Origin of the sequence: Pseudoduganella plicata (genome assembly GCF_004421005.1) — a bacterium.
In the GTDB taxonomy this organism is placed as follows: domain Bacteria; phylum Pseudomonadota; class Gammaproteobacteria; order Burkholderiales; family Burkholderiaceae_D; genus Rugamonas; species Rugamonas plicata.
In genome coordinates this window covers 4177433-4201563 of record NZ_CP038026.1, presented here as the reverse complement: position 1 = coordinate 4201563, position 24131 = coordinate 4177433, and the positions used below count along the sequence as shown (strand labels likewise).

The following is a 24131-nucleotide window of genomic DNA, read 5'->3' as shown; positions in this document are numbered from 1 at the left end:
TAAAACCAGTCTCTCCGCTGCGCGACAACGTAATCCGGGGCCCGGAGGCGCCGAAAGCCACCCACACGGAGCGGCTCAGGTACGTATCTGATGCGGTACTGAAACGGCGTATACCACGCGCAGACTAAAATGAGAACTCGCGAGTATAAACGTCGTTCATAGCCCAGTCAACCGGTTTGCAAATAAATTAGGCAAGGACATCGTGCGGGCGGGCCAGGTCCAGGCGCCGGGGCCATCCGGGATTCCCCCGATGGCGGAGCGTGACGCCTGTCCGCCGGAAAAGCATTGATAATGGTGGGCACTTTCTTACCGTATCGACTATGCGACCGCTGCTGCGCCCTGCCCCACTGTTCGTCCTGCTGAGCTATCTGGCCCTGTCCGGCGTTCCCTATATCCCTTTCCTGCTCGGCAAACCCGTGCCGGCCGCCTGGCCCATCCTCGGCATCGAGATCGTCGCGTGGACGGCGGTATGGGCGCTGTTCAGCCGCCCGGCCTGGTTCCACTGGCTGCTGATCCCCGCATTCATGGCGCTGCCCACGGAGATCTATCTGCTGGTCTTTTATGGTCAGGGCATCTCCACGCACCACCTGGGCATCCTGGCCGAAACCAGTCCGATGGAGGCGATGGAGTTCCTGGGCCGGAAAGTCTGGACGATGCTGTTCGTCATGGCCCTCGTTGCCGCGTGGTGGGTGGCGGCCTTCCGGGCCGCGCGCCAGAGCCAGGATCTGGCATGGACGGGACCGTCCCGCTTCGTTGCGCTGGGCCTGATTGCCGTGTTTGCGGCGCTGGCCGCTTACGGCTGGGAATTCGGCAATGCGGGACAGAACGCCAGCGCCTCGGCCAGCGTGGACAAAGGCGCGCAGCGGACGGGCCTGCACCTGCCGCCACTGCCGCGCTGGGCCCAGCCGCCCGCCCGCTTCGATGCCTTCATCAGCTCGTGGCCATTCGGCCTGGTAGCGCGCGGTTACGACTTCTACCGCGAGCGGCGCTATCTCGCTGCGCTGAACGAAACCAGCCGCAACTTCCGCTTCGGCGCGCACCAGGCCAGCCCCGACGATACGCCGGAAGTGGTCGTCATGGTGCTGGGCGAATCGTCCCGGCGCGACCGCTGGAGCCTGTTCGGCTACGCCCGTCCCACCAACCCGTTGCTGTCGCAGGAGCCGAATGTGGTGCCGCTGGCGGACGTCATCACGTCCGTCTCCGCCACGCGCCTGTCGGTCCCCGTCATCATCTCGCGCAAGCCCGCGCGCGAAAGCCTTGAGGACGGGTTCAGCGAGAAATCGTTCCTCAACGCCTATCAGGAAGCGGGCTTCAAAACCTGGTGGCTGTCGAACCAGATCTCGTTCGGCAAGTTCGACACGCCCGTTTCCGTGTTCGCGCGCGAGGCCGATGTCGTACAGTTCACCAACCTGGGCGGCTTTACCAACCGCTCCAACTTCGACGAAGTGCTGTTCGAGCCGCTGCGCCTGGCGCTGGCGGACAAATCGCCGAAAAAGCTGATCGTGCTGCATTCGCTGGGCAGCCACTGGAATTACAGCCAGCGCCACCCGAAGGCGTTCGACAAATGGCAGCCGTCGCTGTTCGGCATCGACAAACCGGTCTACACGGATCTGGCGATCAAGCCGCAACTGAATAACAGCTACGACAATTCGATCCTCTACAGCGACTGGTTTCTCGCCCAGGTGATCGGCCAGCTGAAAGCGGCCCAGCGCCCGGCCGCCCTGCTGTACGTGGCCGACCACGGCCAGACGCTGTACGACGGCAGCTGCCGCATCGCCTTCCACGGCCACAACACGCAATATGAATTCCGCGTTCCCGCGTTCATGTGGTACTCGGACCAGTACCAGGAACGCTATCCGAACAAAATAAAAGAACTCCGGCGCCACCGCAAGGCGCGGCTTGCCACGGAAAACATGTTCCATACGCTGCTCGACGTGGCCGACATCCGCTACCCCGACGACCGCCTCGAATGGAGCTTCGTCAATGGCGCCTGGAAAAAGCACACGCGCTACGTCGACAGCTACGGCTGGACGGACTACGACAACGCCACCGTGCGCGGTGACTGCCGCGAGATCATCGCGAAAAAGCCTGCGCGCAAGCGGTAGGCATCATCCAGGACAGCCCCGCACGACGCCGGGGCCAGGCGCGATGGCTCACGGCCGGGCCCGTGACAACATCGGGGTCAGGCACCAGAACTGTCACGGACTCGGCTGTTGCAGGCAGGCCGGCGAGACAGCGGTCAGGCTTGTTGCCTCAAAACAGGGATCTGTCCCGGGTTTTCTGGCGTCAGCACCGGCGGCGGCCCCGCATTCTCGCCCCGCGCATGCCGGCTGAGCCAAGCAAACACGATATCCGCATCGCGCTGGATCGCCGGATCGAAACCGCTGCCCGCCAGCAGCCGGATGCCGTTGGTGTCGACCAGCACACCGGGGCGCACGCGCACCATGCCCTCGATGGCTTCCACGCAGAATGGCGCCAGCTGGGTGCGCAGCAGCGGCGCCAGCTCCAGGTTGTGCGACGACACGATCACCACGTGGTGTCGCGCCAGCGCGTGCAGCACGGCCGTCGCCGCCGACACGGACTCCAGGTGATTGGTACCACGGAAGATTTCGTCGATGATGAACACGGCCGGGCCCTGTGCGGCCAGCGCCAGCAGTTCGCGGGCGCGGCGCAGCTCCGCCATATAGAGACTCTCGCCGCTGTCCATGGCGTCCTCGCTCTGCATGCTGGCGTGGACGGGGACCAATGGCACGCGTGCGGACGCCGCGTAGCAGAAGCCGAATGCGCGTGCCGCGATCAGGTTGATGCCGACGGTGCGCAGCAGCGTGCTTTTGCCGACGCCGTTCTGACCCGAGATAAAGGCGCCTTCGCCCTCCCGCGCCAGTCCGAAGTCCACCGGCGCCGGTTGCGCCAGCAGCGGATGGACAACACCCTGCAACGTCAACGGGCCCGCCGGTTCTGCCCAGCAGAACCGCTCAAGCCCTTGCAGGTGGCGCGCCAGCGCGCAATCGGCTTCCAGCGCCGCCACCAGCTCGAAGCTGCGGCGCAGGTTATCGCGGTGCGCCATCAAAGCGCCGCGTGTGGCGCAATAGCGCCTGACGTTCGCCTGCAGCAGCCAGTCGCGGTATTCGCGTTGCCCGGGCACGCGGTCGCCCAGGGCCAGTTCGAAGCGGCGCCGCAGCTTTCCGGCGGCGGGCGCGTCGGCCACGAATGGCGTCAGCAGTCCGGCCTCGTCCGGCTCCCGCCCCAGCGCATGGTGCACGTCCAGCATCGTGCGCAACGGCAGCAGCACGCGGTCCCACTCCTGCGCGCGCTCGTGCCACGCCGTCTGGATCGCCACCAGCACCAGCGTCAACGCGACCGCCGCCACCCACCCCAGCGGCAGGATGAACGCCAGCGCGATACTGGCAAGCCAGGCCACCGGCAGCACCCACAGCCAGCGCACCCATTTCGGCGCAGGCGGCAGCGCTTCGCCAAACAGGTGCTCCGCGATCTCCGTCTCGGCGGCGCGCAAGGGACGGCAAATCGAACCGACGCGTGCCAGCAGGTCCGGCGCCCCCAGCAGCGCACGCGCGCGCCCCCCATCGCCGCCCCCGCGCAGCCGCCGGTGCAGCATCTGCCGGCCGAAGATGCTGGTCTCGCGGCCCAGGCGGTCGGCGTAATCGTCCAGCAGCATGTCGCGCGCCGTCTGGCCATCCAGGCAGCGTTCGTCCGCGCGCGCGACCAGCGCGTGGTAGCGCCCGATGTCGCCGCGGCCGAAGGGATAATCGGCGACCCCGTCGTCCAGGCCCGTCAGTATTTGCAGCCAGCCCATGATGTCCTTTATTTTTTCTCAGTAATTTATGCTCGGCAATATGAAGGACGATTGCCGGATAAGCAAGCCGCGGACAGCCCCGGACGTCGTCGGACACCGTCGGACAACGGACAGCCCTCGTAAAATCAAGCACTTGAGCGTGGCACAGTTCCTGCAATACAGCAGTCATCGACGCTTACGACCTTTTGCCATGATCCGCGACACTTCCCATCAGGACACCGTCATCGCCGCCGCGCGCGGCCACCAGTGGCGGCGGCGCGCCGTGCTGGCCGGCGGTGCGCTGCTCGTGGCCGCCGCGTTTGCCGCCGCATTCGGCAGCTGGCGCGGCAGCGAGCACGCCGTCAGCGCTGCCCGGCTGCGCATTGCCGAGGTGACGCGCGGCACCCTGATCCGCGATGCCGCCGTCAACGGCCGCATCGTCGCCGCCGTCAGCCCGACCCTGTATTCGACGGCGCCATCGTCGACCGTCACGCTGAAGGTGCGCGCCGGCGACACCGTCCGCCAGGGCGACGTGCTCGCCGTGCTGGATTCGCCCGACCTGACCGACGAGCTCAAAAAAGAACAGTCCAGCTACCAGGAGCTGGCCGCCGAGGTGGCGCGCCAGGAAATCCTTGCGCGCAAGCAGAAGCTGCTGGCGCAGCGCGACGCCGATACGGCCGAAATCGACCGCCTGTCCGCCCAACGCACCCTGGAGCGCTATGACAGCGTGGCCAACGAGGGCGTCGTCGCCAAGATCGACTACCAGAAAGCAAAGGACGCGCTGAAGGCGGCCGAGATCCGCGCGCGCCACGCGGGCCAGGCGTCGCACCTGGAACAGGACGACGTGGAACTGGCGCTGAAAACGAAAAAGGCGCAGCTGGAGCGGCAGAAGCTGACGCTGGCGAACGCGCAGCGCCGTGTCGACGAGCTGACGGTGCGCGCCCCGGTGAACGGGTTTATCGGCACCCTGAATGTCGCCAACCGCAGCGTGGTGCAGGCCAACACGCCGTTGATGACGCTCGTCGACCTGTCCGCGCTGGAGGTCGAGCTGGAGGTGCCCGAGACGTACGTCAACGACCTGGGACTGGGCATGCGCGCGGAGATCACCGTCAACGGCGCTACCGCGACCGGTAAACTATCCGCGCTGTCGCCGGAGGTCGTCAAGAACCAGGTGCTGGCGCGCGTGCGCTTCGATGGCGCGCAGCCGGAGGGACTGCGCCAGAGCCAGCGCGTGCAGGCGCGCCTGCTGATCGACGAGAAGGCCAATGTGCTGATGCTGCCGCGCGGCCCCTTCGTCGAATCCGAAGGGGGACGCTACGCCTATCTCGTGCAGGACGGCGTGGCCGTGCGCACGCCGGTGCGGATCGGCGCCACCAGTGTCAATGCCGTGGAAATCGTCAGTGGCCTGAAACAGGGCGACAGGGTCGTTGTCGCCGGTACCGAATCGTTCGAGAACGCCACGCGCGTCGCCATCAACCAGTGAACATCACACGAGAGGCCACCATGCTGCGCATGCAGAACCTGAGCAAAGTCTATCGCACCCACATGATCGAAACGCACGCGCTGCGCGGCTTCGAGATCCACGTGAAGCAGGGCGAGTTCGTCACGGTCACGGGCCCATCGGGATCGGGCAAGACCAGCTTCCTCAATATCGCCGGACTGCTGGAGGAGTTCACCGATGGCGAGTACATCCTGGACGGCGTCAACGTCCGTGGCATGGACGACAACGCCCGCTCGCGCCTGCGCAACGAGAAGCTGGGTTTCATCTTCCAGGGCTTCAACCTGATCCCGGACCTGTCGCTGTTCGATAACGTGGACGTCCCGTTGCGCTACCGGGGCTTCAACGCGGCCGAGCGGCGCGAGCGCATCGAGGACGCGCTCGCCAAGGTGGGGCTGTCGTCGCGCATGAAGCACTTCCCCGCCGAGCTGTCCGGTGGCCAGCAGCAGCGCGTGGCGATCGCGCGCGCGCTGGCCGGCTCGCCCAAGCTGCTGCTGGCCGACGAACCGACCGGTAACCTCGATACGCAGATGGCGCGCGGCGTGATGGAGCTGCTCGAAGAGATCAATGCGCAGGGCACGACGATCCTGATGGTCACGCACGATCCGGAACTGGCGGCGCGCTCGCAGCGCAATGTGCACATCATCGACGGCCAGGTGTCCGACCTGGTAAAGAAGTCGTCCACGCTGGTAGCCTGAGGAGCCGACATGTTCGCCTACTACCTCAAGCTCGGGCTGCGCAACCTGCGTCGCAACCCGGCGTTGACGGCGCTGATGGTGCTGACGCTGGCCGTTGGCGTGGCCGCCAGCGTCAGCACGCTGACGATCCTGCACGTCATGTCCGGCAACCCGATGCCGCACAAGAGCGAGCGGCTGATCGTGCCGCTGATCGACAACGCCCCGCTGCAGGGCTACGCGCCAGGCGAGAAACCGGACGACGATCAGCTCAGCTACCGCGACGCGATGAATCTCCTGGCCAGCCAACAAGGCATCCGCCGCACGGCCATCATGGGCACGGGCGGCGCCGTCGAACCGGATCGCAAGGACATGCCGTCCTTTGCCGCCACGGGCATCGCCCCCACACGCGACTTCTTCGCCATGTTCGAGGTGCCCTTCCTGCATGGCCAGCCGTGGAGCGAGGCGGACGACCGTGCCGGCGCGGACGTGATCGTCCTGACGCGCAAGCTGGCCGAGAAACTGTACGGCGACGCCAATCCGGTCGGCCGCCGCATGCGCTACAGCGGTTTCGATTACCTGATCGTGGGCGTCATCGACAGCTGGAACCCGGTCCCGCGCGCGCACCGCCTCATCGGCAAGGGCGCCTTCGACAACGAGGACGAGCTGTTCCTGCCGATGGCCAGCGCCGTGCGCCATGAATGGCAGAACAATGGCAGCACCAGCTGCTTTGACGACCGCGGCCCCGGTTACCAGGCTTTCCTGGACTCCGAGTGCACGTGGATCCAGTTCTGGTTCGAACTGAACACCGCTTCCGACCGCGCCGCGCTGCAGGACTGGCTGAACGCCTACGCGGCCGAGCAGCGCAAGCTGGGCCGCCTGCCGCGCAACGCGCCCAATAAACTGTACGACATGATGCAGTGGCTGGAATACCAGAAGGTGGTCGGCAACGACAACAAGCTCTCGGCCTGGCTGGCGTTCGGCTTCCTCTTGCTGTGCCTCGTGAACACCATCGGCCTGCTGCTGGCGAAGTTTTCCGTACGCGCCGCCGAGGTGGGCGTGCGCCGCGCGCTGGGGGCTTCGCGGCGCGAGATCTTCCGCCAGTTCCTGACCGAGACGGCGGTGATCGGGCTGGCCGGCGGCGTGCTCGGACTGCTGTTCGCCTGGGGCGCGCTGGCGCTGATCGCGTTGCAGTCGAAGGAGCTGTCGCTGGTGGCCCGGATGGACTGGGTCATGCTGATCGTGACATTCCTGATGGCGGTGGCGGCGGCAATGCTGGCCGGCCTCTTGCCTACGTGGCGGGCGTGCCAGGTCACGCCTGCCCTGCAACTCAAATCCCAGTGAGGCCGAACATGGAATTCAAGCCGATCCTTTCGTCGCTGCTGCGTAACCGCACCGGCCCGTTGCTGGTCGCCGTGCAGGTGGCCCTGAGCCTGGCCATCCTGGCCAACGCGCTGCACATCGTCTCCGTGCGCGAGGCCGTCGTCTCGCGGCCTTCCGGCGTCGAGCGCGAAAGCGATGTCTTCCACATGCGCGTGGCCGACCTGCGCGGCGGCGGCACGTTCAACGAGGTATTGGCCGGCCAGAAGCGCCAGCTCGACGTGCTGCGCGCCGTGCCCGGTGTCGAATCGGTGGCGCAGACCAACCAGGTGCCGCTGTCGCAGTCCGGCAGCAACACCGGCCTGGCCACGGACCGCAAGCAGATGCGTACCACGACGGGCGCATCCTGGTACGTCTCGCCCGATTCGCTCGTCAAGACCTGGGGGCTGAAGCTCGTCGAAGGACGCGACTTCCTGCCCACCGAAGTGCTGGACCTGGACGTCGAGAGCAGCACGGAGCAGTCGAAGATCGCCATCGTGACGCTGCCGCTGGCGAAAAAGCTGTGGCCGGAGGCGACCAGCTACGTGGGCAGGACGTTCTATTTCGGCACTGGCGACACGGCCGAAGCGGCCCGCGTGACAGGCGTCGTCGAGCGACTGCAGTCGACCGCGGCGGAACGGGACGAGCGGGGCGAGATGTCGGTCATCATGCCGATGCGGCGCGTGGGCGAACCCCGCGCGATGTTCACGCTGCGCACGGAGCCGGGACAGCGCGACCGTGTCATGCAGGAGGCGGAAGAGGCGTTGCGGCGCGACGCCGGCAATCACGTGCTGGTGCGGCCCAAGACGCTCGACGCGGACCGCAAGGACCGCTACCGCGCCGACCGCGGTCTCGCGTGGATGCTCGTTACCGTCAGCGTGCTGCTGATGCTGGTGACGGCCAGCGGCATCGTTGGCATGGCAAGCCTGTGGGTCACGCAGCGTAAAAAACAGATCGGCGTGCGCCGCGCACTCGGCGCCCGGCGCCTGGACATCCTGCGCTATTTCATCCTCGAGAACGTGATGATCACCAGCGCCGGCGTGGCCGCTGGCCTGCTGGGCGCGCTGGCGCTGAACCACCTGCTGGTCACGACGCTGGAACTGGCCCGGCTGCCCGCCGGCTACCTGGTCGCCGGCGCCGGCATCTTCCTCGCGCTCGGTGTCGCCGCCGTGTACGGTCCCGCGTGGCGCGCCGCCAGCATTTCGCCCGCCACCGCCACGCGCGGCGTGACGTGACAGTGCGTGCAGAGCTTCCAATGAGCCCCTGTCCACCATGGGGTCGCACCCCGGCATGGACACAGGCTCAGGTGATATAGCCGCGGGGCTCCCGAAACCCCGGCTGCACCCCGGGGTGTCCCCGGGCCTGCCTCTTGATGTATGCTGACGGCCATGCCCACTGTACTCATCATCGACGACAACGCCGCCATCGCGATTGCGCTGGAAGTGCTGTTTTCGCTGCACGATATCGACACGCTGCGGGCGGCGTCGCCGGACGAAGGCCTGGCTGCCCTGGCGCGCCATGGCGAGGCCATCGATCTGGTCGTGCAGGACATGAACTTCACGGCCGACACCACGTCCGGCGAGGAAGGCGTGGCCCTGTTTCGCGCCATCCGCCGCCAGCATCCGGACCTGCCGGTGATCCTGCTGACGGCATGGACGCACCTCGATGCGGCAGTGGACCTGATCAAGGCCGGCGCCGCCGACTACCTTGCCAAGCCGTGGGACGACAAGCGGCTGATCGCCACCGTCAAGAACCTGCTGGAACTAGGCCAGGTGAACCGCGCGCTGCGCCAGCGGGTGCAGGGAGAATTGCGCCAGCGCCGCGAGCTGGCGCAGTACGACCTGCGCGGCATGGTGTGGCAGGACCCCGCCACGCAGCGTGTCATCCACCTGGCCTGCCAGGTGGCGCGCGCCGACATCCCGGTGCTGATCAGCGGGCCGAACGGCACCGGCAAGGAGCGCATTGCCGAAATCATCCAGGCCAATTCGGCCGTGGCGAGCGGCCCGTTTGTCGTGCTCAATTGCGGCGCGCTGCCCGCGGAGCTGATCGAAGCGGAGCTGTTCGGCGCGGACGCGGGCGCCTACACGGGCGCCTCGAAAGCGCGCGAAGGCAAGTTCGAGGCGGCCGACGGCGGCACGCTCTTCCTCGACGAGATCGGCAACCTGCCGCTGGCCGGGCAGATGAAACTGCTGCGGGTACTGGAGACGGGCCGCTTCGAGCGTCTCGGCTCGAACCGCGAGCGGCGGGTGGAGGTGCGCATCGTCAGCGCCACGAATGCCGACCTGCCCGCGATGATCCGGGCAGGGACGTTCCGCGAAGACCTGTACTACCGCCTGAACGTCATCGAGCTGAAACTGCCGCCGCTGGCCAGCCGGCCGGGCGACATTCTGCCGCTGGCGCGTCACTTCCTGGCAGGCGCCAAGACGCTGAAGCCGGACGCGGAAGCGGCGCTGCTGGCGCACCCGTGGCCGGGCAATGTGCGCGAACTGAAAAACGTCATGGTCCGCGCCCGCCTGCTGGCGACGGGAGATGACATCGGCGTTGCCGACCTGGGCCTGCCTGCCGCCGCGGCGGGCGCGAACGGCGCCGGCATCGATGCGGAGCCGGACCGGGATGCGATCAGCGGGGCGCTGGCGCGCGCTCACGGCGTGGTGGCGCAGGCCGCCGCCGAACTGGGGCTGTCGCGCCAGGCGCTGTACCGGCGCATGGAACGGCTGGGCATCGGCCGCCCCTGATGCGCGCGCGCGGGGGCTTGAGCCGGGCCATGCGGCTTTCGCTGCTGACACGCTGGTCGGCGCTGGTCGGCACCCTGCTCACGCTGGGCATCGTCATCGCGCTGGCGCTGGAACACTGGTTCCCCAATCGTCCGCTGCTGGTGCTGGGCGTGTGCCTGCTGTGCGTCGTGCCCCTGTCGATCATCACGATCCGCTCGCAGCTGGCGCCGATGCTGTCGCTGTACCGCGCGCTGGCCGGCACCGTGCACAGCTACCGCGACGGCGATTTTTCGTTCGGCCTGTACTGGCCGCAGAACGACGAACTGAACGATCTCGTGGCCGCGCACAACGAACTGGGCGAGGTGCTGCGCGCACAGCGTCTCAATCTCGTCCAGCGCGAACTGCTGCTCGATACGATGGTGCAGAACACCCCCGTCGCGATGCTGCTGGTGGCCGACAGCGGTCCCGTCGTCTACGCCAATCTGGCCGCACGCCAGATGCTGGGCGATGGCCGCAAGCTGGAGGGCCACCGCCTGGACGAACTGCTGGAGAAGGCCGCTCCCGCGCTGGCCGAGGCGGTAGCGCGGGGCGGGGACGGCCTGTTCACCACCGGCGACGGCGAAGCGGAAGAGGTGTACCACCTGGCGCGCCGGCGTTTCCAGCTGAACGGGCGGCGCCACGAACTGCTGCTGCTGCGCCAGCTGACGTCGGAGCTGCGCCGCCAGGAAGTGCAGACGTGGAAAAAGGTCATTCGCGTCATCAGTCATGAGCTGAACAACTCGCTGGCTCCGCTGACGTCGCTGGCCCATTCCGGTGCCGAGCTGGTGCGGCGCGGCCAGACCGAGCGGCTGCCGCAGATCCTGGCCACGATCGAGGAACGCACCCGCCACCTGGAAGGGTTCATCCTTGGTTATGCCCGCTTCGCCAAGCTGCCCACGCCGCGCCTGGAACCCCATCACTGGCCGGCGTTCGTTGCCCGCCTTGCCGAACAGGTGCCCTTCCGCGTATCGGGGGAGCTGCCCGCGGAGCCGTGCGCGTTCGATGCGGCGCAGCTGGAGCAAGCGCTGCTGAATCTGCTGAAGAATGCGCACGAGTCCGGTTCCCCGCCGGACGGGGTGACGCTGGCGGTCCGCCGTGTCCAGGACGCGATCCGTATCGACGTCCAGGATGCGGGCCCCGGCATGAGCGACACGGTGCTGACGAACGCACTGGTGCCGTTCTACTCCACCAAGCGCAGCGGGACCGGTCTCGGCCTGGCCCTGGCGCGCGAGATCGCGGAGGCACACGGCGGCCGTATCACCCTGGCCAACCGGGCCGAAGGCGGCCTTGTCGTGACCATGCTGCTGCCGTCGGTTCTTTTGACAGATTGATCGTTGTCAGAGAGCTCAGCTATAGGTTTTGCATCAGCTTTCGCGCCAGCTAATGTGATTTCATGCGGGCCGTCCGGCTCGCCTTTACACGGGGAAAATCCATGAAACTCTCTGCTATTGCACTGGCTGCGGCATTGGCGGCGTCGACGGGCGCGTACGCGGAAGACCTGACCAACAACGTCAATCTCGGCGGCAATGCGGCCGATATCCTGACCGCATCGTTCGGCGTCACCCACCTGGAGTCCGGCGGGTTCTACGACACGTTCAATTTCTCGCCGACCAACGGCGACTGGCTGGTCGATTCGAGCCTCATCACGATCGGTTTCCGGCCAGAATCAGACATCGATTTCTTCAGCGCGGAAATTAACGGCCACTTCCTGACGCTGAGCCCGATCGGCGGCTACGAATACGCGGTGATGATGCAGGAACCGATCACGGGGCCGCTGGTGATGCACGTCTATGGCCGGGTCAACGGCATGTTCGACGCGTCCGCCAGCTATGCCGGCACGATCAACATCATGCCGGTGCCCGAACCGGCGACCTACGGCATGCTGATGGGCGGGTTGGGCATCCTGGCCTGGCTGGCACGGGGCCGTAAGCCCGCCTGACAGACCCTGGCTACCTCCTTGCAAGACGCTTCGGCGTCTTTTTTTATGCATATTTTATTTTTTTAAGGATAAGTTAATAAACGATTGACAACAAGTCGTTCCATAATATATCTTAGCAGCTCGATAACACATCTAGCACTTGAGGAAATAGCATGAAACTGCAATCGATCGTCCTGGCAGCACTCCTGAGCACCGCTTTCGGTGGCGCAATGGCTGAGAACTACACCTCCCCCGTGATCGCACTGGTTGGCGACAATGCTGGCAGCTGGACCAAAGGCTTCGAAACCAACCACCAGGTTGGCGACTTCACCGATTCGTGGACGTTCTCGTACTCCGGCGTGGCGGCTGACGCGACCGGTTTCGTCAAGAATCTGCAAAACAGCAAAAGCAACATCGACTTCTACAGCGCCACGCTGAACGGCGTCGCTCTGGACATCTCCAACATCGGCAAAAAGTCCGAGATCGAGTTCTTCGACCTGCCAGTCAACGGCACGTTGAACCTGGTTCTGACGGGCAAAGCCTTCGGCACGAACGCCAGCTACGCCGGCACGATCGACGTGACGACGGCAGTTCCAGAGCCAACCACCTACGGCATGCTGCTGGGCGGCCTGGGCGTCATGGGCTTCCTGGCCCGTCGTCGCAAGGCTTAAGCTTCACGCCTCGCTGGATGAAAAAAGACGCTTCGGCGTCTTTTTTTACGTCCGCTGGTAAACTGTCGGCCATGCAAAACCGACGCTTCGACCAGGCAGGCCATCCCCCCGCCACCATTACCGAATTCCAGGGCGTCCGTTCGCTCCACCTGGGCACCTCCTGGGTGCAGGGTGCCATGCGCCTGTCGCGGCCCGATGCCATCGAGCTCGAATACGTGCAGATGATGATGATGTGGCTGCTGTTCCGGATTGACCCCCGCCACATCGTGCAGCTGGGACTGGGCAGCGCGGCGCTGACGAAGTTCTGCTACCAGAAGTTCCCGCGTGCGAAGGTCAGCGTGGCCGAACTCAATCCGAACGTCATCGCCATCTGCGAATCGCTGTTCGGCCTGCCGCCCAACGACACGCGCCTGGATGTGCGTGAAATGAACGCCCTCGATTTCGTCAACGACCCGGCCAATCACGGCAAGGTGGACGTGCTCCAGGTCGACCTGTACGACGAGGAGGCGCGCGGCCCGGTGCTCGACTCGCCGGAGTTCTACCAGGCCTGCGCCGACTGCCTGGACGAATACGGCATCATGACGGCCAACGTCTTCGGCGACTTCAGCAACTACGACAAGAATCTGCAGAACATGGAGCTGGCGTTCGACGCCGTGGTCTGGTTGCCCGAGGTGCACGATGCGAACATCGTCGTCATCGCCTTCAAGCAGGCGCCTGTCCTGGACTTTTCCGTGCTCTACGAACGGGCTGCGGCGATCCGCAAGGCTTACAACCTGCCGGCCAAGGGGTGGGTGAACGGCCTCAAGTCCTGGATGCTCGACCAGGGGTGACTGGCGCCGCCGCAGTGTCGTGAAAAAGTCGCGGATTGGCACGATCCGCGCACGATTCGGCACTTTTTTACTGATGAGGCCGATTAGAGTACGGCACTTTTCAATATTAAGCACGCAATATTTCTTGCGCGTGCAAGTTACGCAACAGTGTGCTTTTCTCACTCTGTTCGCTCTCCAAACCGGCGGTTAGTATCAAGCGGGTCCGGGCAGACCAGCCCGCATGCTGACATCAGCGTGACCACCGATAACCAGAGAGAACGAGACACATGAAGCACACCATTCCCGCTTTCCGCCGTACCCTGCTGGCCGGCGCCGCGCTGCTGCTGTCGGCGCAGTCCATCGCGCAGACCGCCGATACCGCCACCGCTCCCGCCAGCGCCAGCCCGGAACAGACCGTCGTCGTGCTGGGCTCGCGCTCGGCCGCCAAGACGGCGCTCGATACCGCCGCGCCCGTTGGCCTGATCAATATGAAGGACATGCAGAACGCCGGCCCGCTGGAACTGGGCAAGCTGCTGCAGACACTGGACCCGTCGTTCAACTTCTCCTCGACCTTCATCAGCGACGGCACCGACATCATCCGTCCCGCCACCCTGCGCTCGCTGGGCCCGGACCAGCTGCTGGTCCTCATCAACGGCAAGCGCCGCCACCAGCAGGCCCTCGTCAACGTGCAGCAGACCGTCGGTCGCGGTTCGGCCGGTACCGACATCAATGCGATCCCGTTGTCGGCGATCCACCATATCGAAGTGCTGCGCGACGGCGCGGCCGCGCAGTACGGCTCCGACGCCATTGCCGGCGTCATCAACATCGTGCTGAAGTCGAACATCAACGAGACGCAGCTGTCCGGCCAGCTGGGTACCACGTCCGAAGGCGACGGCGACAATTACTCGGGCAGCATCAACCGCGGCTGGGCGCTGGGCACGGACGGCGGCTACATCAACGTATCGGCCGAAGCGCGCAAGCGCAAGGAAACCAACCGCGCCGGCCTCGATACGGCCCGCACCAATCCGCCGCGCGTGACGCAGCGCATCGGCGACAGCGATGCAAAAGACCTGTACCTGTGGCTGAACGCCGCCCTGCCGACGGGGAACGGCGGCGAGCTGTATGCCTTCGGCGGCGCGTCCAAGCGCAAGGGCGACTCGTCCGGCTTCTTCCGTGCCGCCGATGACGCCCGCACGGTGCCGGAGGTGTATCCGAACGGCTACCTGCCGAACATCCGCACGACCGTCAAGGATGCGTCCCTGGCCGTCGGCTTCCGCAAGGACCTGCCGTACGACTGGAAGGCCGACATCAGCGTCAACCACGGCCGCAGCGAACTGGCCTTCAACGAGAAACAGACCATCAACGTCAGCTACTGGTACGAGCCGCGGCCCGGGGGCGGCATCTACGCCGAGTCGCCGCTGGAAGCCGATACGGGCAAGCTCAAATTCGACCAGACCACGTTCAACCTGGACTTCAAGGGACCGTTGAACCTGGGCGGCGCCAACCTGTTCTTCGCCACCGGCTTCGAATGGCGCGAGGACAACTACCAGATCGTCGCCGGCGACCCGGTGTCGTACCAATATGGCCGCACGAACAACCCGGCCATCGACATCCGCGACCGTACCGGCGGCATCGCCGCATCGGGCACGCAGGGCTTCCCAGGCTACACGCCGTCGACGGAAGTGGACTCGGGCCGCCACAACATCGCGCTGTACGGCGACCTGGAATACCGTCCGACGGAACAGCTGCTGCTGGCCGGCGCCGTGCGCTACGAAAAATACTCCGACTTCGGCAACACGACGACGGGCAAGATCACCGCGCGCTGGGATCCGTCCAAGCAGGTGGGTGTGCGCGGCAGCTATTCGTCCGGCTTCCGGGCGCCGGGCGTGCAGCAGGCCTTCTACAGCTCCGTCTCGACCAACCTGAACGCCGACGGCGTGCTGACGGAAACGCTGACGGCGCGTCAGAACAGCGCCGTCACGCGCGCCCTGGGCATCGCCCCGCTGAAGGAAGAAACGTCGCGTAACGCCAGCGTCGGCATCGTGCTGCGCCCCGTGCAGAACTTCTCGTTCACCGCCGACGTCTACCAGATCAAGATCAAGGACCGCATCGTCTTCTCCAGCAATATCTCGGAAGCCATCAACGGTCCCGTGGTGGGCGCCATCCTGAATCCGCTCAAGGTGGGCCAGGCCCAGTTCTTCACGAACGCCGTCGATACCACCACGCGCGGCCTGGACATCGTCACCGACTACAAGATGCCACTGCCGGGCGCCACGCTGGTGCTGTCGGCCCAGCTGGGCTTCAACAAGACCGAGGTGAAGGGCCGTCATTCGACGTCGTCGATCCTGTCGGGCGAAGAGCTGTTCGACGCCTCGCAGGTCACGCTGATCGAACACGGCCAGCCGCGCCGCCACCACGTGCTGTCAGCCGACTACACGCGCGGCCAGTGGAACGCCAATGCGCGCGCCAACTACTACGGCGAGGTAAAAGGACAAGGCTTCACGCCGGGCTTCATCCAGACCTGGGACGCGAAGTGGATCGCCGACCTGACCCTGCGCTACAACTTCACCAAGAAGATGAGCGTGGCATTCGGCGTCAATAACGTGTTCGACACCTACCCGACCGAGTGGGACAAGACCGGCGCGGCGCCGTTCCCGCAACTGGGCTTCACGCGCTGCTGGGAGACCTGCCCGTTCGGCATCAACGGCCGCTCGATGTACGTGCGCGCGGACTACGCGTTCTGATGTAACGGCCTAAAAACAAAACCGGTGCCAGGCTCCTGTTTTGTTTTGAAACCGGTGCCAGGCTCCTATTTTTCAGAAAATAGGAGCCTGTCACCGGTTTACCGAAAACCGGAGCCTGTCACCGGTTTTATACGCTGCCAGGTGGATCACGGCGGCCAGCCGCTTTACCAGTTCCTCCATCCGCTCCGCCGGCACCTGCGCGTAGCCCAGCATCAAGCCGTTCCACGCCGTCGTACCTTGCACGGCATGCGTCGACAGCGCATTGACGACAATCCCCTCTTCCCGCGCGCGCTCGACGATTGCCACGTCCGATAACGCGGCGTCGGTGAACCGCAGCGACAGGTGCATGCCGGCCGACGCGCCATGCACTTCGGCGATCCGTCCCAGATGCAGCTCGAGCGCCGCGACCAGCGCGTCGCGCCGCTGGCGGTACAGCCGGCGCATGCGGCGCAGGTGCAGTGCGAACTGGCCGCTGGTGAGAAATTGCGCCAGCGCCAGCTGCTCGGCTACGCGGCCCGCCGCCGCCGACTGCGCACGCATGGCCGCCAGTTGCGGCGCCAGCTCCGGCGGCACGACGAGAAAGCCGATGCGCATCCCCGGGAACATCGTCTTGCTGAAGGTGCCGCAGTACAGCACGGGCGCGTCCGGCGCCAGGCCCTGCATCGCGGCCAACGGTGGACCGTCGTGGCGAAATTCGCTGTCGTAGTCGTCTTCGACGATCAGCGCACCCGCCGCACGCGCACCGTCGATCAGCGCCATGCGCCGCGCCAGCGACAGCACCGTCCCCACCGGATACTGATGCGAAGGCGTGGCGTAGACCAGGCGCGGGGGACGCGTGCGCCAGTCCTGGACCGTGGGCGCCATGCCTTCCTCATCCACGTCGATGCCCTCGATCGTCAGCCCGGCACCACGGAAGGCGGCCAGCGCACCTCCATAGCCGGGATTCTCGATCCAGACGACGTCGCCTTCGTCGGCGCACGCCCGCGCGCACAGATCGAGGCTGCTCTGGCTTCCGTCCGTGATGAATACCTGGGCCGCTTCGCAGACGACGCCGCGCGACGCCCGCAGATGATCCGCGATCGCGGCCCGCAATGCCGGCTCGCCGGCCGGATCGCTGTAATTCAGCTGTGCGGTATCGAGGCCGCGCCAGGCCCGGTCCAGCAGGCGGCGCCAAAGGGCCAGCGGAAAACTGGCCAAGTCCGGCACGCCCGGCACGAACGGCATCCCGTCGCTGGCGCTGTTGCTGACGTGGCGCAGGTTGCGCGCGCGGCGCGACAATCCCGCCTGCGGCACCGGCGCTGTCTTGCGGTTACCGCCCGCCGCGGCCAGCTGCGCGACCACGGTGCCGCGCCGGTCCGGGACGACAAAGCCCTCGCTGGCCAACTGCTCATACGCATACAGCACGGTATTGCGGGCCACGCCCAGTTCACTGGCCAAAGTGCGCGTTGCCACCAGCCGCGTGCCCGGCGCCAGCGTGCCGTCGCGGATCGCCCAGCGCAGGCATTCGTGCAGCAGGCGCTGGCGCGGCCAGCTGCGGTGGCCATGTTCCCGGTCGAAGCTTGACAGCAGCAGCGCGTAATCCATCGTGGCTCCATTTGATTAATGATCGCTGGACCTGTTGCAGGAGCCAGCCTAGCCATTATATTGCGGCTTCAACCAACCGACTGGAGATCATGAATAAACCTTCCGCCCCCACGCCCCGCACGCAGGTGAAACGCGTCGCCGACTATGCGTCCTATGACCGCACCCTGCTGCACGCGATCGTCGACAGTGCCTATGTCTGCCACATCGCCTTTGCCGACGCCAATGGCAGCCACTGCATCCCGACGGCATGCTGGCGCGACGGCGACTGGCTGTATATCCACGGCTCCAACGGCAGCAGGATGCTGAAACGACTGCAGGAGCAGGAATGCTGCGTGACGATCACGCACGTCGATGGTCTCGTGCTGGCGCGCGCGGCGTTCAATCACTCGATGAACTATCGCTCGGCGATGATCTACGGGCGCTTCGAGGCCGTGGACGAGGCGCACAAGCGCGTGGCGATGGAAGCGTTCATGGAGCACATGGCGCCAGGCCGGCAGCGTGAAGTCCGCGCCGGCAACGACAAGGAATACGCCGCCACCACCGTCATGCGCATCGCGCTGGCGGAAGCGGCCTGCAAGACGCGCACGGGGCCGCCGAAGGATGACGAGGAAGACATGCAGCTTCCCGTGTGGGCGGGCGTGCTGCCGCTGAAAGCGGCGCATGGAATGCCGGTGGTGGACGAAGGGTGTACGGTGCCGGCTCCTGCCTACGTGCAGGCTTGGCGGGGCTAGGGGCTTCGGTTGCCGAACGTCGGGGACAGGCACCTTGCGGGAGCCAGTCCCCAGATGCATCGAGCCTGCGGGATCCGCTGGCGACTGGCCCCGCGGCGGGCCGACCTTCGGGTGCCGCCCCCGACCTGCAGCGCTCCCCGGTCAGCGCCGTTCGCGCCACCAGAGGCCCAGCAACGCAGCACCCAGCAACAACGCGAACGGCCAGGCGGGTACGATGCGAATCGGAGCTGGCGCTTGACGGTCACCACCCGGCAGCGCCCGCGCCACATACCGCGCCGTCGCATCCTGCCGCAACGCCTTCTGCCACGCAGGCCAGTCGCCTCTGTCATAAACGTAGGTATACGTGGCGGCCCCTTCAGACCGCACGCCCAGCCAGCCCGCCTGCCGCGGCCAGATCGCCACGCACGCCGCCCCCGCGCGATCGGCACGCGTCTGCCACGCCAGTGCGTGCGACTCGACCTGCACCGCGCTGCCGGGGCGCATACCATGGGCGCACAGTTCCGTGCGCAAGCCGGGCACGGGCATCGGATCGGGTGCCACCCAGCCGACCGGCCGCGCCGTACCCCGCGACGCGAGATCAAAGACCTGCTGCCACCAGACGCTCAGCGCCTGCGGCGCCGTGATCGCATGCCGGTGCCACCCCGCGACACCCAGCCAGACAATACGTCCGCCCTGCCACGGGCGCTGCCACAGCCACGGCTTGCCATCCCGGTCGCTGGCCAGGACCGCCCAGCCGGCACCCGCGGCGGGATTCCACGATGCGGGAGCCAGCGCCAGCACGTCGTCGCCCACGCGCAGATGCCGTGTGTCTTCCTGTTCCGTCGTGGCCGATTGTTCGACCAGCCGCAACGTCACTGCATCCTGCCAGACGGCGGGCGCGCCGGCGTTCCCGCCCAGGACGATCAGCGGCATGCCTTGCGCCACCTGCGCCAACAGGGCGGCACGTGCGCCCGTCCCCTGCCGCTCGAACCAGCCGGCGTCGATCACCGTCGCATTCGGCGGCACCGCAAGCGCGGCCGCGCCCTCGCTGCGTGTGACCGTCTTGCCCAGCACCGTCTGCCAGTCGAGCACCGCGCCGCTGGCCGTCAGCAGGTCGTTCAGCACGCGCGTATCGAACGATGGCGCACCGAAGCGGCCGACCAGATGCAGCGGCAGCGCGTCCACGACCGCCAGCGGCACCGGCCCTTCGTGCAGCGTCTTGCCCGCGCCATCCAGCAGGCGGGCGCGCAGCAGCAGGCGTTCGGCCAGCGGCGGCAGCCATTGCACCGTCAGCGCCGCGTCACTCCCTTTCGCTTCATGCAGCACCACGCCGTTTTCCGCCAGCAGTTGCAGGCGCCATGGGCCGGCAACGGCGCCGTCGCGGCGTGCCGTCAGCGCGAACGTGCGGCCCAGCGCCAGCGTGCGCGGGAAGTCGAGGCGCAGCAGTTCGTCGCGCGGCGCCTGCCACGTGACGGGCAATGCCGGCAGGTCGCGCCACTCGGCATCGCGCAGGCCGTGGCCCTGGACCGCCAGCGCGCGGGCGCCCGCCACGTCGGTCAGCGCGGCGCCGTCGGCCAGCGTGACGATGTCGCCCCCGCGCGGCGCGTCCTGGACCGGCAGTGCCAGCAGGGCTGCCAGCGCAGCGCCTGCCGTCGCCGTCAGCGCGGCGTCGAGCCAGCGCCGCCGGCGCAGATACAGGGCAGCGCTGACGACGGCGGCGCCGGCAGCAGCCATGACGAGCGGCGTCATCGCGGCGCTCCTTGCCATGCGCGGCTCAACGGCGTGTCCGGCTCGGGCTGCGCCTGCAGCACGGGGTTGGCGGGCAACGTGGCGCGCAGCCAGGCGCGCAACGTGCCGCGGCACGGTACGCAGCCGTCGGCCACGTCCTGCACGGCGCGCTGCGCGGCCAGTTTCGCATCCTCGCCCGGCAGCCGGTTGAGTGCATCGACCGCCGTCCGGCTCCACAGCGCGGGCAGCGCCCCATCGCCAGACAGCGCCCCGGCAAGCGAGCGCACGTCGGCCGAACCGGCCGTACCACTTGCCGCCACCTGCGCGCGGCGATAGCTGGCCGCACCTGCCGTATCGCCGCTCAGCCGCTTGTCCTCCTTGATGGGGGGCGGCTCGAACGCGGCCCGGTGCAGATACACCCTTTCGGCCTGCTGCAATGCCTTGATCGCCGCCAGCGCCTTGTATTCAGGCGGCAGCGCGGACGATGGCGCGATCGCCCGCAGCGCTTTTTCCGCGTCCCACATGGCGCTCAGCGCGCGCCGCAGTACCGTCTTGGTCTGCGGGTCGAAGATCGTCGCATTGTCTTCCATGTCGTGGGCGTGGCCAAACTGCGCCGCCATATTCGTGGCGCCGTTCATCGGCTTGTGTTCGTCATGATCGTCGTGTCCCGCGTGCTCCTCATGCTCGTCGCCGAACAGCGTCGATTCTTCGCCCAGGAACTGGCCATAGCGGCGCCGCAACTGCGCCTGGTCGGCAGCGATGCCCTCGCTGCGTTCGCGCACGACGGCGGCCGGCAGCTTGCCGCGCATGTCCGCCACCAGTTGTTCCGTGTCGATGATGATCTGGCGCTGGCTGCGCAGGTTCTCCGGCTTGACCATGCCGGGCAGCGCGGACGAATCCAGCGCTTCCGCCTCCGGTCCCGGCAACCGCAAGGTGTGCGTGGGCGACTGCACCGTGTGCGGATGTTCGGGATCGTTGTCGGTCGCGCGCACGAAGAAATACAGCTCGTCGCCCGGCTCCATGCCCAGCTCACTCAAGGTCCAGTCCTTCTGCCAGTCGCGCCGCCGCGCATCGCGCCCCTGCGGCAGCGGCACTTCGCGGTCGCTGAAGCGGATGCTCTCGCCGCTGCCGCGTGCCAGTGTGAGATGCAGGGTCGCACGGGCGATGCCGTAATCGTCCCGTGCCGCCACCGCGATCCGTACCGTTGCCCTGGTGGGCGCGAGCTGGTGCACCGCTTCCGTCGGCGCGGCCACGGACACCGTCGGCGGCTGATCCGCCTTGACGCGGATGTCGTGACGGAGCGCGCCGCTGCGCCACGAGACAGCGTCCAGCGCGTGCCACTGCGCGCATGCACCGGAGGCCACGTTCAACGCGGTGCCATCGCCCAGCTGTACGGTGGTTCCGGCACCCTTCGCGCACCACTGGACAGCGCTGTAACGCGGTACCTGCAAATCGCGCGGCGCCGTGTCGTACGGCTGCACGCCCGTGTACCGGGGCGGGACCACCTTCATTGTCAGCACCGCCGCAACGGCTGCCGGCTGCCGTGCCCCTACCGCCTCGCGCGGTGCCGTGCGCTGGCCGGCCGGCACCAGCCAGACCGCGACGGCAGCGAGCGTAGCCAGTGCGGCCGGCCACCAGCTCGTGGGCGTTTGCGCGCGGGCGATGGCGGCAAACTGCGCCGGTCCCACGGCCTCACGCAGGCGCGCCGCAAGGCGGGCGCGCTGCAGGTTCGCCAGCGGGGACGTGGACGACGTTGCCAGCAGGCCGCTGCTGTCCTCCAGCGCGGGTACGGCATCGTCGAGCCAGCGTGGCCATTGCGTTGCCGTGCGCTGGCGCCAGTGGCGCGCGTCCCAAGCTGCCCAGGCAACCGCGCCGGCAAGCAGCGCCAGGCCGGCCGGCACGGATGCCGGGAGCGTCGCCAGCGCGGGTACGACGGATGCCAGCCACCATGGCACACGCCTGCGCAGCACGGCGTGCCACAGGGGCCGCTCGATGGCGCTGTGCAGATCAGGTTCGGCGTGCATGGGCAAGCAGGCGTTCGAGGATGAATAAACCCAGCAGCAGCCAGGGCCACCAGGGCGCGCGCGTACCGTCGGCAGCAGCGGAAGAGGCGTGTGCCGGCGTCGTCTCCAATGCCGGCAACGGATACGGCAATGGCGCCACTGCCAGCGCCTGCCACGCCTCGTGCAGCGAGGCCGCATCGGCGGCGCTGGCGGGCGGCCATGGCATGCCCGACCAGTTGCGGCCTTGCGGCGTGTCGGCATACGTCAGCTGAAGTCCCGCCGCCCGCACTTGCTTGCCGATGCCGCCGCTGCGCCACCAGTGCGGCGCCTTCCAGCCTGCGGGCGGCGCCCCGGGCCGGTCCCAGACGATCAATTCAGTTTGCGCCGTGGGTGCCGTGGCGATCTCGTACCGTTCACCCGCCGCGCCGAAGGCGGCGAACAGCGCCTGCCAGCGCGCGTCTTCCGTCGCAAGGACGACGTGATGCACGCGCGGCGGCGGTGGCGCGGCTGGCGCCAGCCGGAAGGTGATGCCGCGATCGAACTGCGGCGGATGCGCCGGCATCGGCACGTCGCCCGAGCGTGCCAGCACAAGGATGCGGGCGTCGTCACGCCATGCATGTTCGTTCCGGTGCAGCCAGTCCAGCACGCGCGGCGGCAGCGCGATCCGGGTGGCATCCTGCATGCGCGCCGATGCAATCTGCCGTTCCACCCAGGCCGGGTCCAGCCCGGTAGCTACGAGCACCGTATTGCCGCGCCACGGGAAGACTGTCACTGCCAGCCACGCAATCAGCGCCACCAGCAGCGCCAGACGGACAATCAGCAGCAGCACATCGGTCCAGCGCCAGATGCGGCGCTGCTGCGGCGCGGACGACGGCAGGAAGCGCGCCGTTGCCAGCAGCTCGGCCGCCGTGCGCTGGCGCTTCTGCCGGTGCCACCACAGCGGCAACAGCAGCACGGGCAACGCGGCCCACCACCATGGCTGCAGGCTGGTCATCGACGTGCTCCCCGCGCGGACGGCGGCCGCAGCCAGGAACGCAACACGGCTTCCAGCGGCTGCTCGATGCGCGCTTCGGTCAGCGCGATGTCGTGCTGGCGGCAATGCGCCGCCACGCCGGCGAAATGGGCGTAGGCGCTGTCGCGGTAGGTTTCACGGTCCGTAGCCAGCAACCGATGCAAGGTCGCCGCGCCTTCGCGCTCGCGGTAAGCCACACCGGACGGGAAACTGCCGTCCACTTCGGCCTGGGTGCGCAGCGCCAGCACGCGCACGTCGTGGCGCAGGTGCCGCAACCGTTGCAGCGCCTCGGACAGCGGCGACGGCCAGTCCAGGCAATCGGTGGCGGCAAACACGATGGCCGGCGCGGCGGCAATGCGCAGCGCCGTCTTCAGCGCCGTCGCATCGGGCAGGCCGCCACTGGCGGAGGTACGCGCCAACGCAGCCAGCACGCGCTGCAACTGGCGTGGACCGCGCGCGGCGGGCGTGACCTCCGCCCGGCCGTCGCCGCAGACCACCAGCCCGAACGCGTCGCCCTGACGCTGCGCAATCGCGGCAACGCAGGCCAGCGCCGTGCGTGCCGTCCACAATTTATCCAGTCCCTTGATCTGGTAGCTGGGTTCCGCCATCGAGGCGCTGGCATCGAGCCACAGCCAGGCGGCCACGTGGCTGTCGCGCTCCGCCTCGCGCACATAGTATCGGTCGGCCCGCGCCAGCAGCTTCCAGTCGACACGGCGCCATTCGTCGCCCGGCGCGTAGGCACGGTACTCGGAAAACTCGACGCCCGCACCCCGTTCGCGGCCGGCGTGAATGCCATGGCCGAGTCCCGCCAGCACGTGGCGGATCACGAGGTCGAGATTGGCGGCGTGCGCCAGCAACGCGGGCGTTTGCAGCAT

General features: G+C 67.2%; 18 protein-coding genes. 12 read left to right on the top strand and 6 right to left on the bottom strand.

From position 1 onward, the window contains the following. Positions 1-320: 320 nt before the first annotated feature. Entirely contained in the window at positions 321-2105 is a 1785-nt protein-coding gene (locus E1742_RS18395) for a phosphoethanolamine transferase (RefSeq protein ID WP_134386490.1), read from the top strand. Positions 2106-2239: 134 nt separating this feature from the next. Here the strand turns inward: E1742_RS18395 and E1742_RS18390 are convergent, their stop codons facing one another. Beyond that, complete coding sequence (locus E1742_RS18390) at positions 2240-3814, bottom strand: MutS-related protein (protein WP_134386488.1); 1575 nt, start codon at positions 3812-3814, stop codon at positions 2240-2242. Positions 3815-4004: 190 nt separating this feature from the next. Here E1742_RS18390 and E1742_RS18385 point away from each other — a divergent pair, with 190 nt between their 5' ends. The 10 genes from E1742_RS18385 to E1742_RS18340 all read left to right on the top strand — a co-directional run bounded on the left by E1742_RS18385 (position 4005) and on the right by E1742_RS18340 (position 16219). Beyond that, the gene (locus E1742_RS18385) at positions 4005-5276 is read left to right on the top strand and encodes an efflux RND transporter periplasmic adaptor subunit (protein WP_134386486.1); all 1272 of its coding nucleotides are present in this window, start codon (positions 4005-4007) and stop codon (positions 5274-5276) included. Between the two features lie 20 nt (positions 5277-5296). Further along, entirely contained in the window at positions 5297-5989 is a 693-nt protein-coding gene (locus E1742_RS18380; RefSeq protein ID WP_134386484.1) for an ABC transporter ATP-binding protein, read from the top strand. A gap of 9 nt (positions 5990-5998) precedes the next feature. Then, a complete protein-coding gene (locus tag E1742_RS18375) occupies positions 5999-7309 on the top strand; it encodes an ABC transporter permease (protein ID WP_134386482.1) in 1311 nt (436 codons plus the stop codon). A gap of 8 nt (positions 7310-7317) precedes the next feature. Then, a complete protein-coding gene (locus E1742_RS18370) occupies positions 7318-8559 on the top strand; it encodes an ABC transporter permease (protein WP_134386480.1) in 1242 nt (413 codons plus the stop codon). Between the two features lie 153 nt (positions 8560-8712). Next, positions 8713-10059 carry a sigma-54-dependent transcriptional regulator gene (locus tag E1742_RS18365; RefSeq protein ID WP_134386478.1) on the top strand — a complete coding sequence of 449 codons (1347 nt, stop codon included), beginning with the start codon at positions 8713-8715 and terminating at the stop codon, positions 10057-10059. 29 nt (positions 10060-10088) lie between these two features. Beyond that, entirely contained in the window at positions 10089-11408 is a 1320-nt protein-coding gene (locus tag E1742_RS18360; RefSeq protein ID WP_134386476.1) for a sensor histidine kinase, read from the top strand. A 101-nt stretch (positions 11409-11509) separates the two neighbouring features. Then, entirely contained in the window at positions 11510-12016 is a 507-nt protein-coding gene (locus E1742_RS18355) for an FxDxF family PEP-CTERM protein (protein ID WP_166793517.1), read from the top strand. A 152-nt stretch (positions 12017-12168) separates the two neighbouring features. Then, a complete protein-coding gene (locus tag E1742_RS18350; protein WP_206076689.1) occupies positions 12169-12666 on the top strand; it encodes an FxDxF family PEP-CTERM protein in 498 nt (165 codons plus the stop codon). 71 nt (positions 12667-12737) lie between these two features. Next, positions 12738-13496: a spermine/spermidine synthase domain-containing protein gene (locus tag E1742_RS18345; protein WP_134386472.1), complete on the top strand. Its 759-nt coding sequence runs from the start codon at positions 12738-12740 to the stop codon at positions 13494-13496. A 266-nt stretch (positions 13497-13762) separates the two neighbouring features. Beyond that, positions 13763-16219 carry a TonB-dependent receptor plug domain-containing protein gene (locus E1742_RS18340; protein WP_134386470.1) on the top strand — a complete coding sequence of 819 codons (2457 nt, stop codon included), beginning with the start codon at positions 13763-13765 and terminating at the stop codon, positions 16217-16219. A 90-nt stretch (positions 16220-16309) separates the two neighbouring features. Here the strand turns inward: E1742_RS18340 and pdxR are convergent, their stop codons facing one another. Beyond that, the gene (gene pdxR, locus E1742_RS18335) at positions 16310-17803 is read right to left on the bottom strand and encodes a MocR-like pyridoxine biosynthesis transcription factor PdxR (RefSeq protein WP_134386468.1); all 1494 of its coding nucleotides are present in this window, start codon (positions 17801-17803) and stop codon (positions 16310-16312) included. 89 nt (positions 17804-17892) lie between these two features. Here pdxR and E1742_RS18330 point away from each other — a divergent pair, with 89 nt between their 5' ends. Further along, a complete protein-coding gene (locus E1742_RS18330) occupies positions 17893-18534 on the top strand; it encodes a pyridoxamine 5'-phosphate oxidase family protein (protein WP_134386466.1) in 642 nt (213 codons plus the stop codon). 141 nt (positions 18535-18675) lie between these two features. Here E1742_RS18330 and E1742_RS18325 read toward each other — a convergent pair whose 3' ends face one another. The 4 genes from E1742_RS18325 to E1742_RS18310 are packed head-to-tail and all read right to left on the bottom strand — an operon-like array spanning position 18676 to position 24131. Next, positions 18676-20280 (bottom strand): hypothetical protein, encoded by a 1605-nt coding sequence (locus E1742_RS18325; protein WP_134386464.1) that lies wholly within the window; start codon positions 20278-20280, stop codon positions 18676-18678. Beyond that, the gene (locus E1742_RS18320) at positions 20259-22265 is read right to left on the bottom strand and encodes a hypothetical protein (RefSeq protein ID WP_134386462.1); all 2007 of its coding nucleotides are present in this window, start codon (positions 22263-22265) and stop codon (positions 20259-20261) included. The genes E1742_RS18325 and E1742_RS18320 overlap by 22 nt, the downstream gene beginning before the upstream one ends. After that, on the bottom strand, positions 22249-23238 hold the full coding sequence (locus E1742_RS18315) for a hypothetical protein (RefSeq protein WP_134386460.1): 990 nt from the start codon (positions 23236-23238) through the stop codon (positions 22249-22251). The genes E1742_RS18320 and E1742_RS18315 overlap by 17 nt, the downstream gene beginning before the upstream one ends. Then, entirely contained in the window at positions 23235-24131 is an 897-nt protein-coding gene (locus tag E1742_RS18310; RefSeq protein WP_134386458.1) for a DUF58 domain-containing protein, read from the bottom strand. The genes E1742_RS18315 and E1742_RS18310 overlap by 4 nt, the downstream gene beginning before the upstream one ends.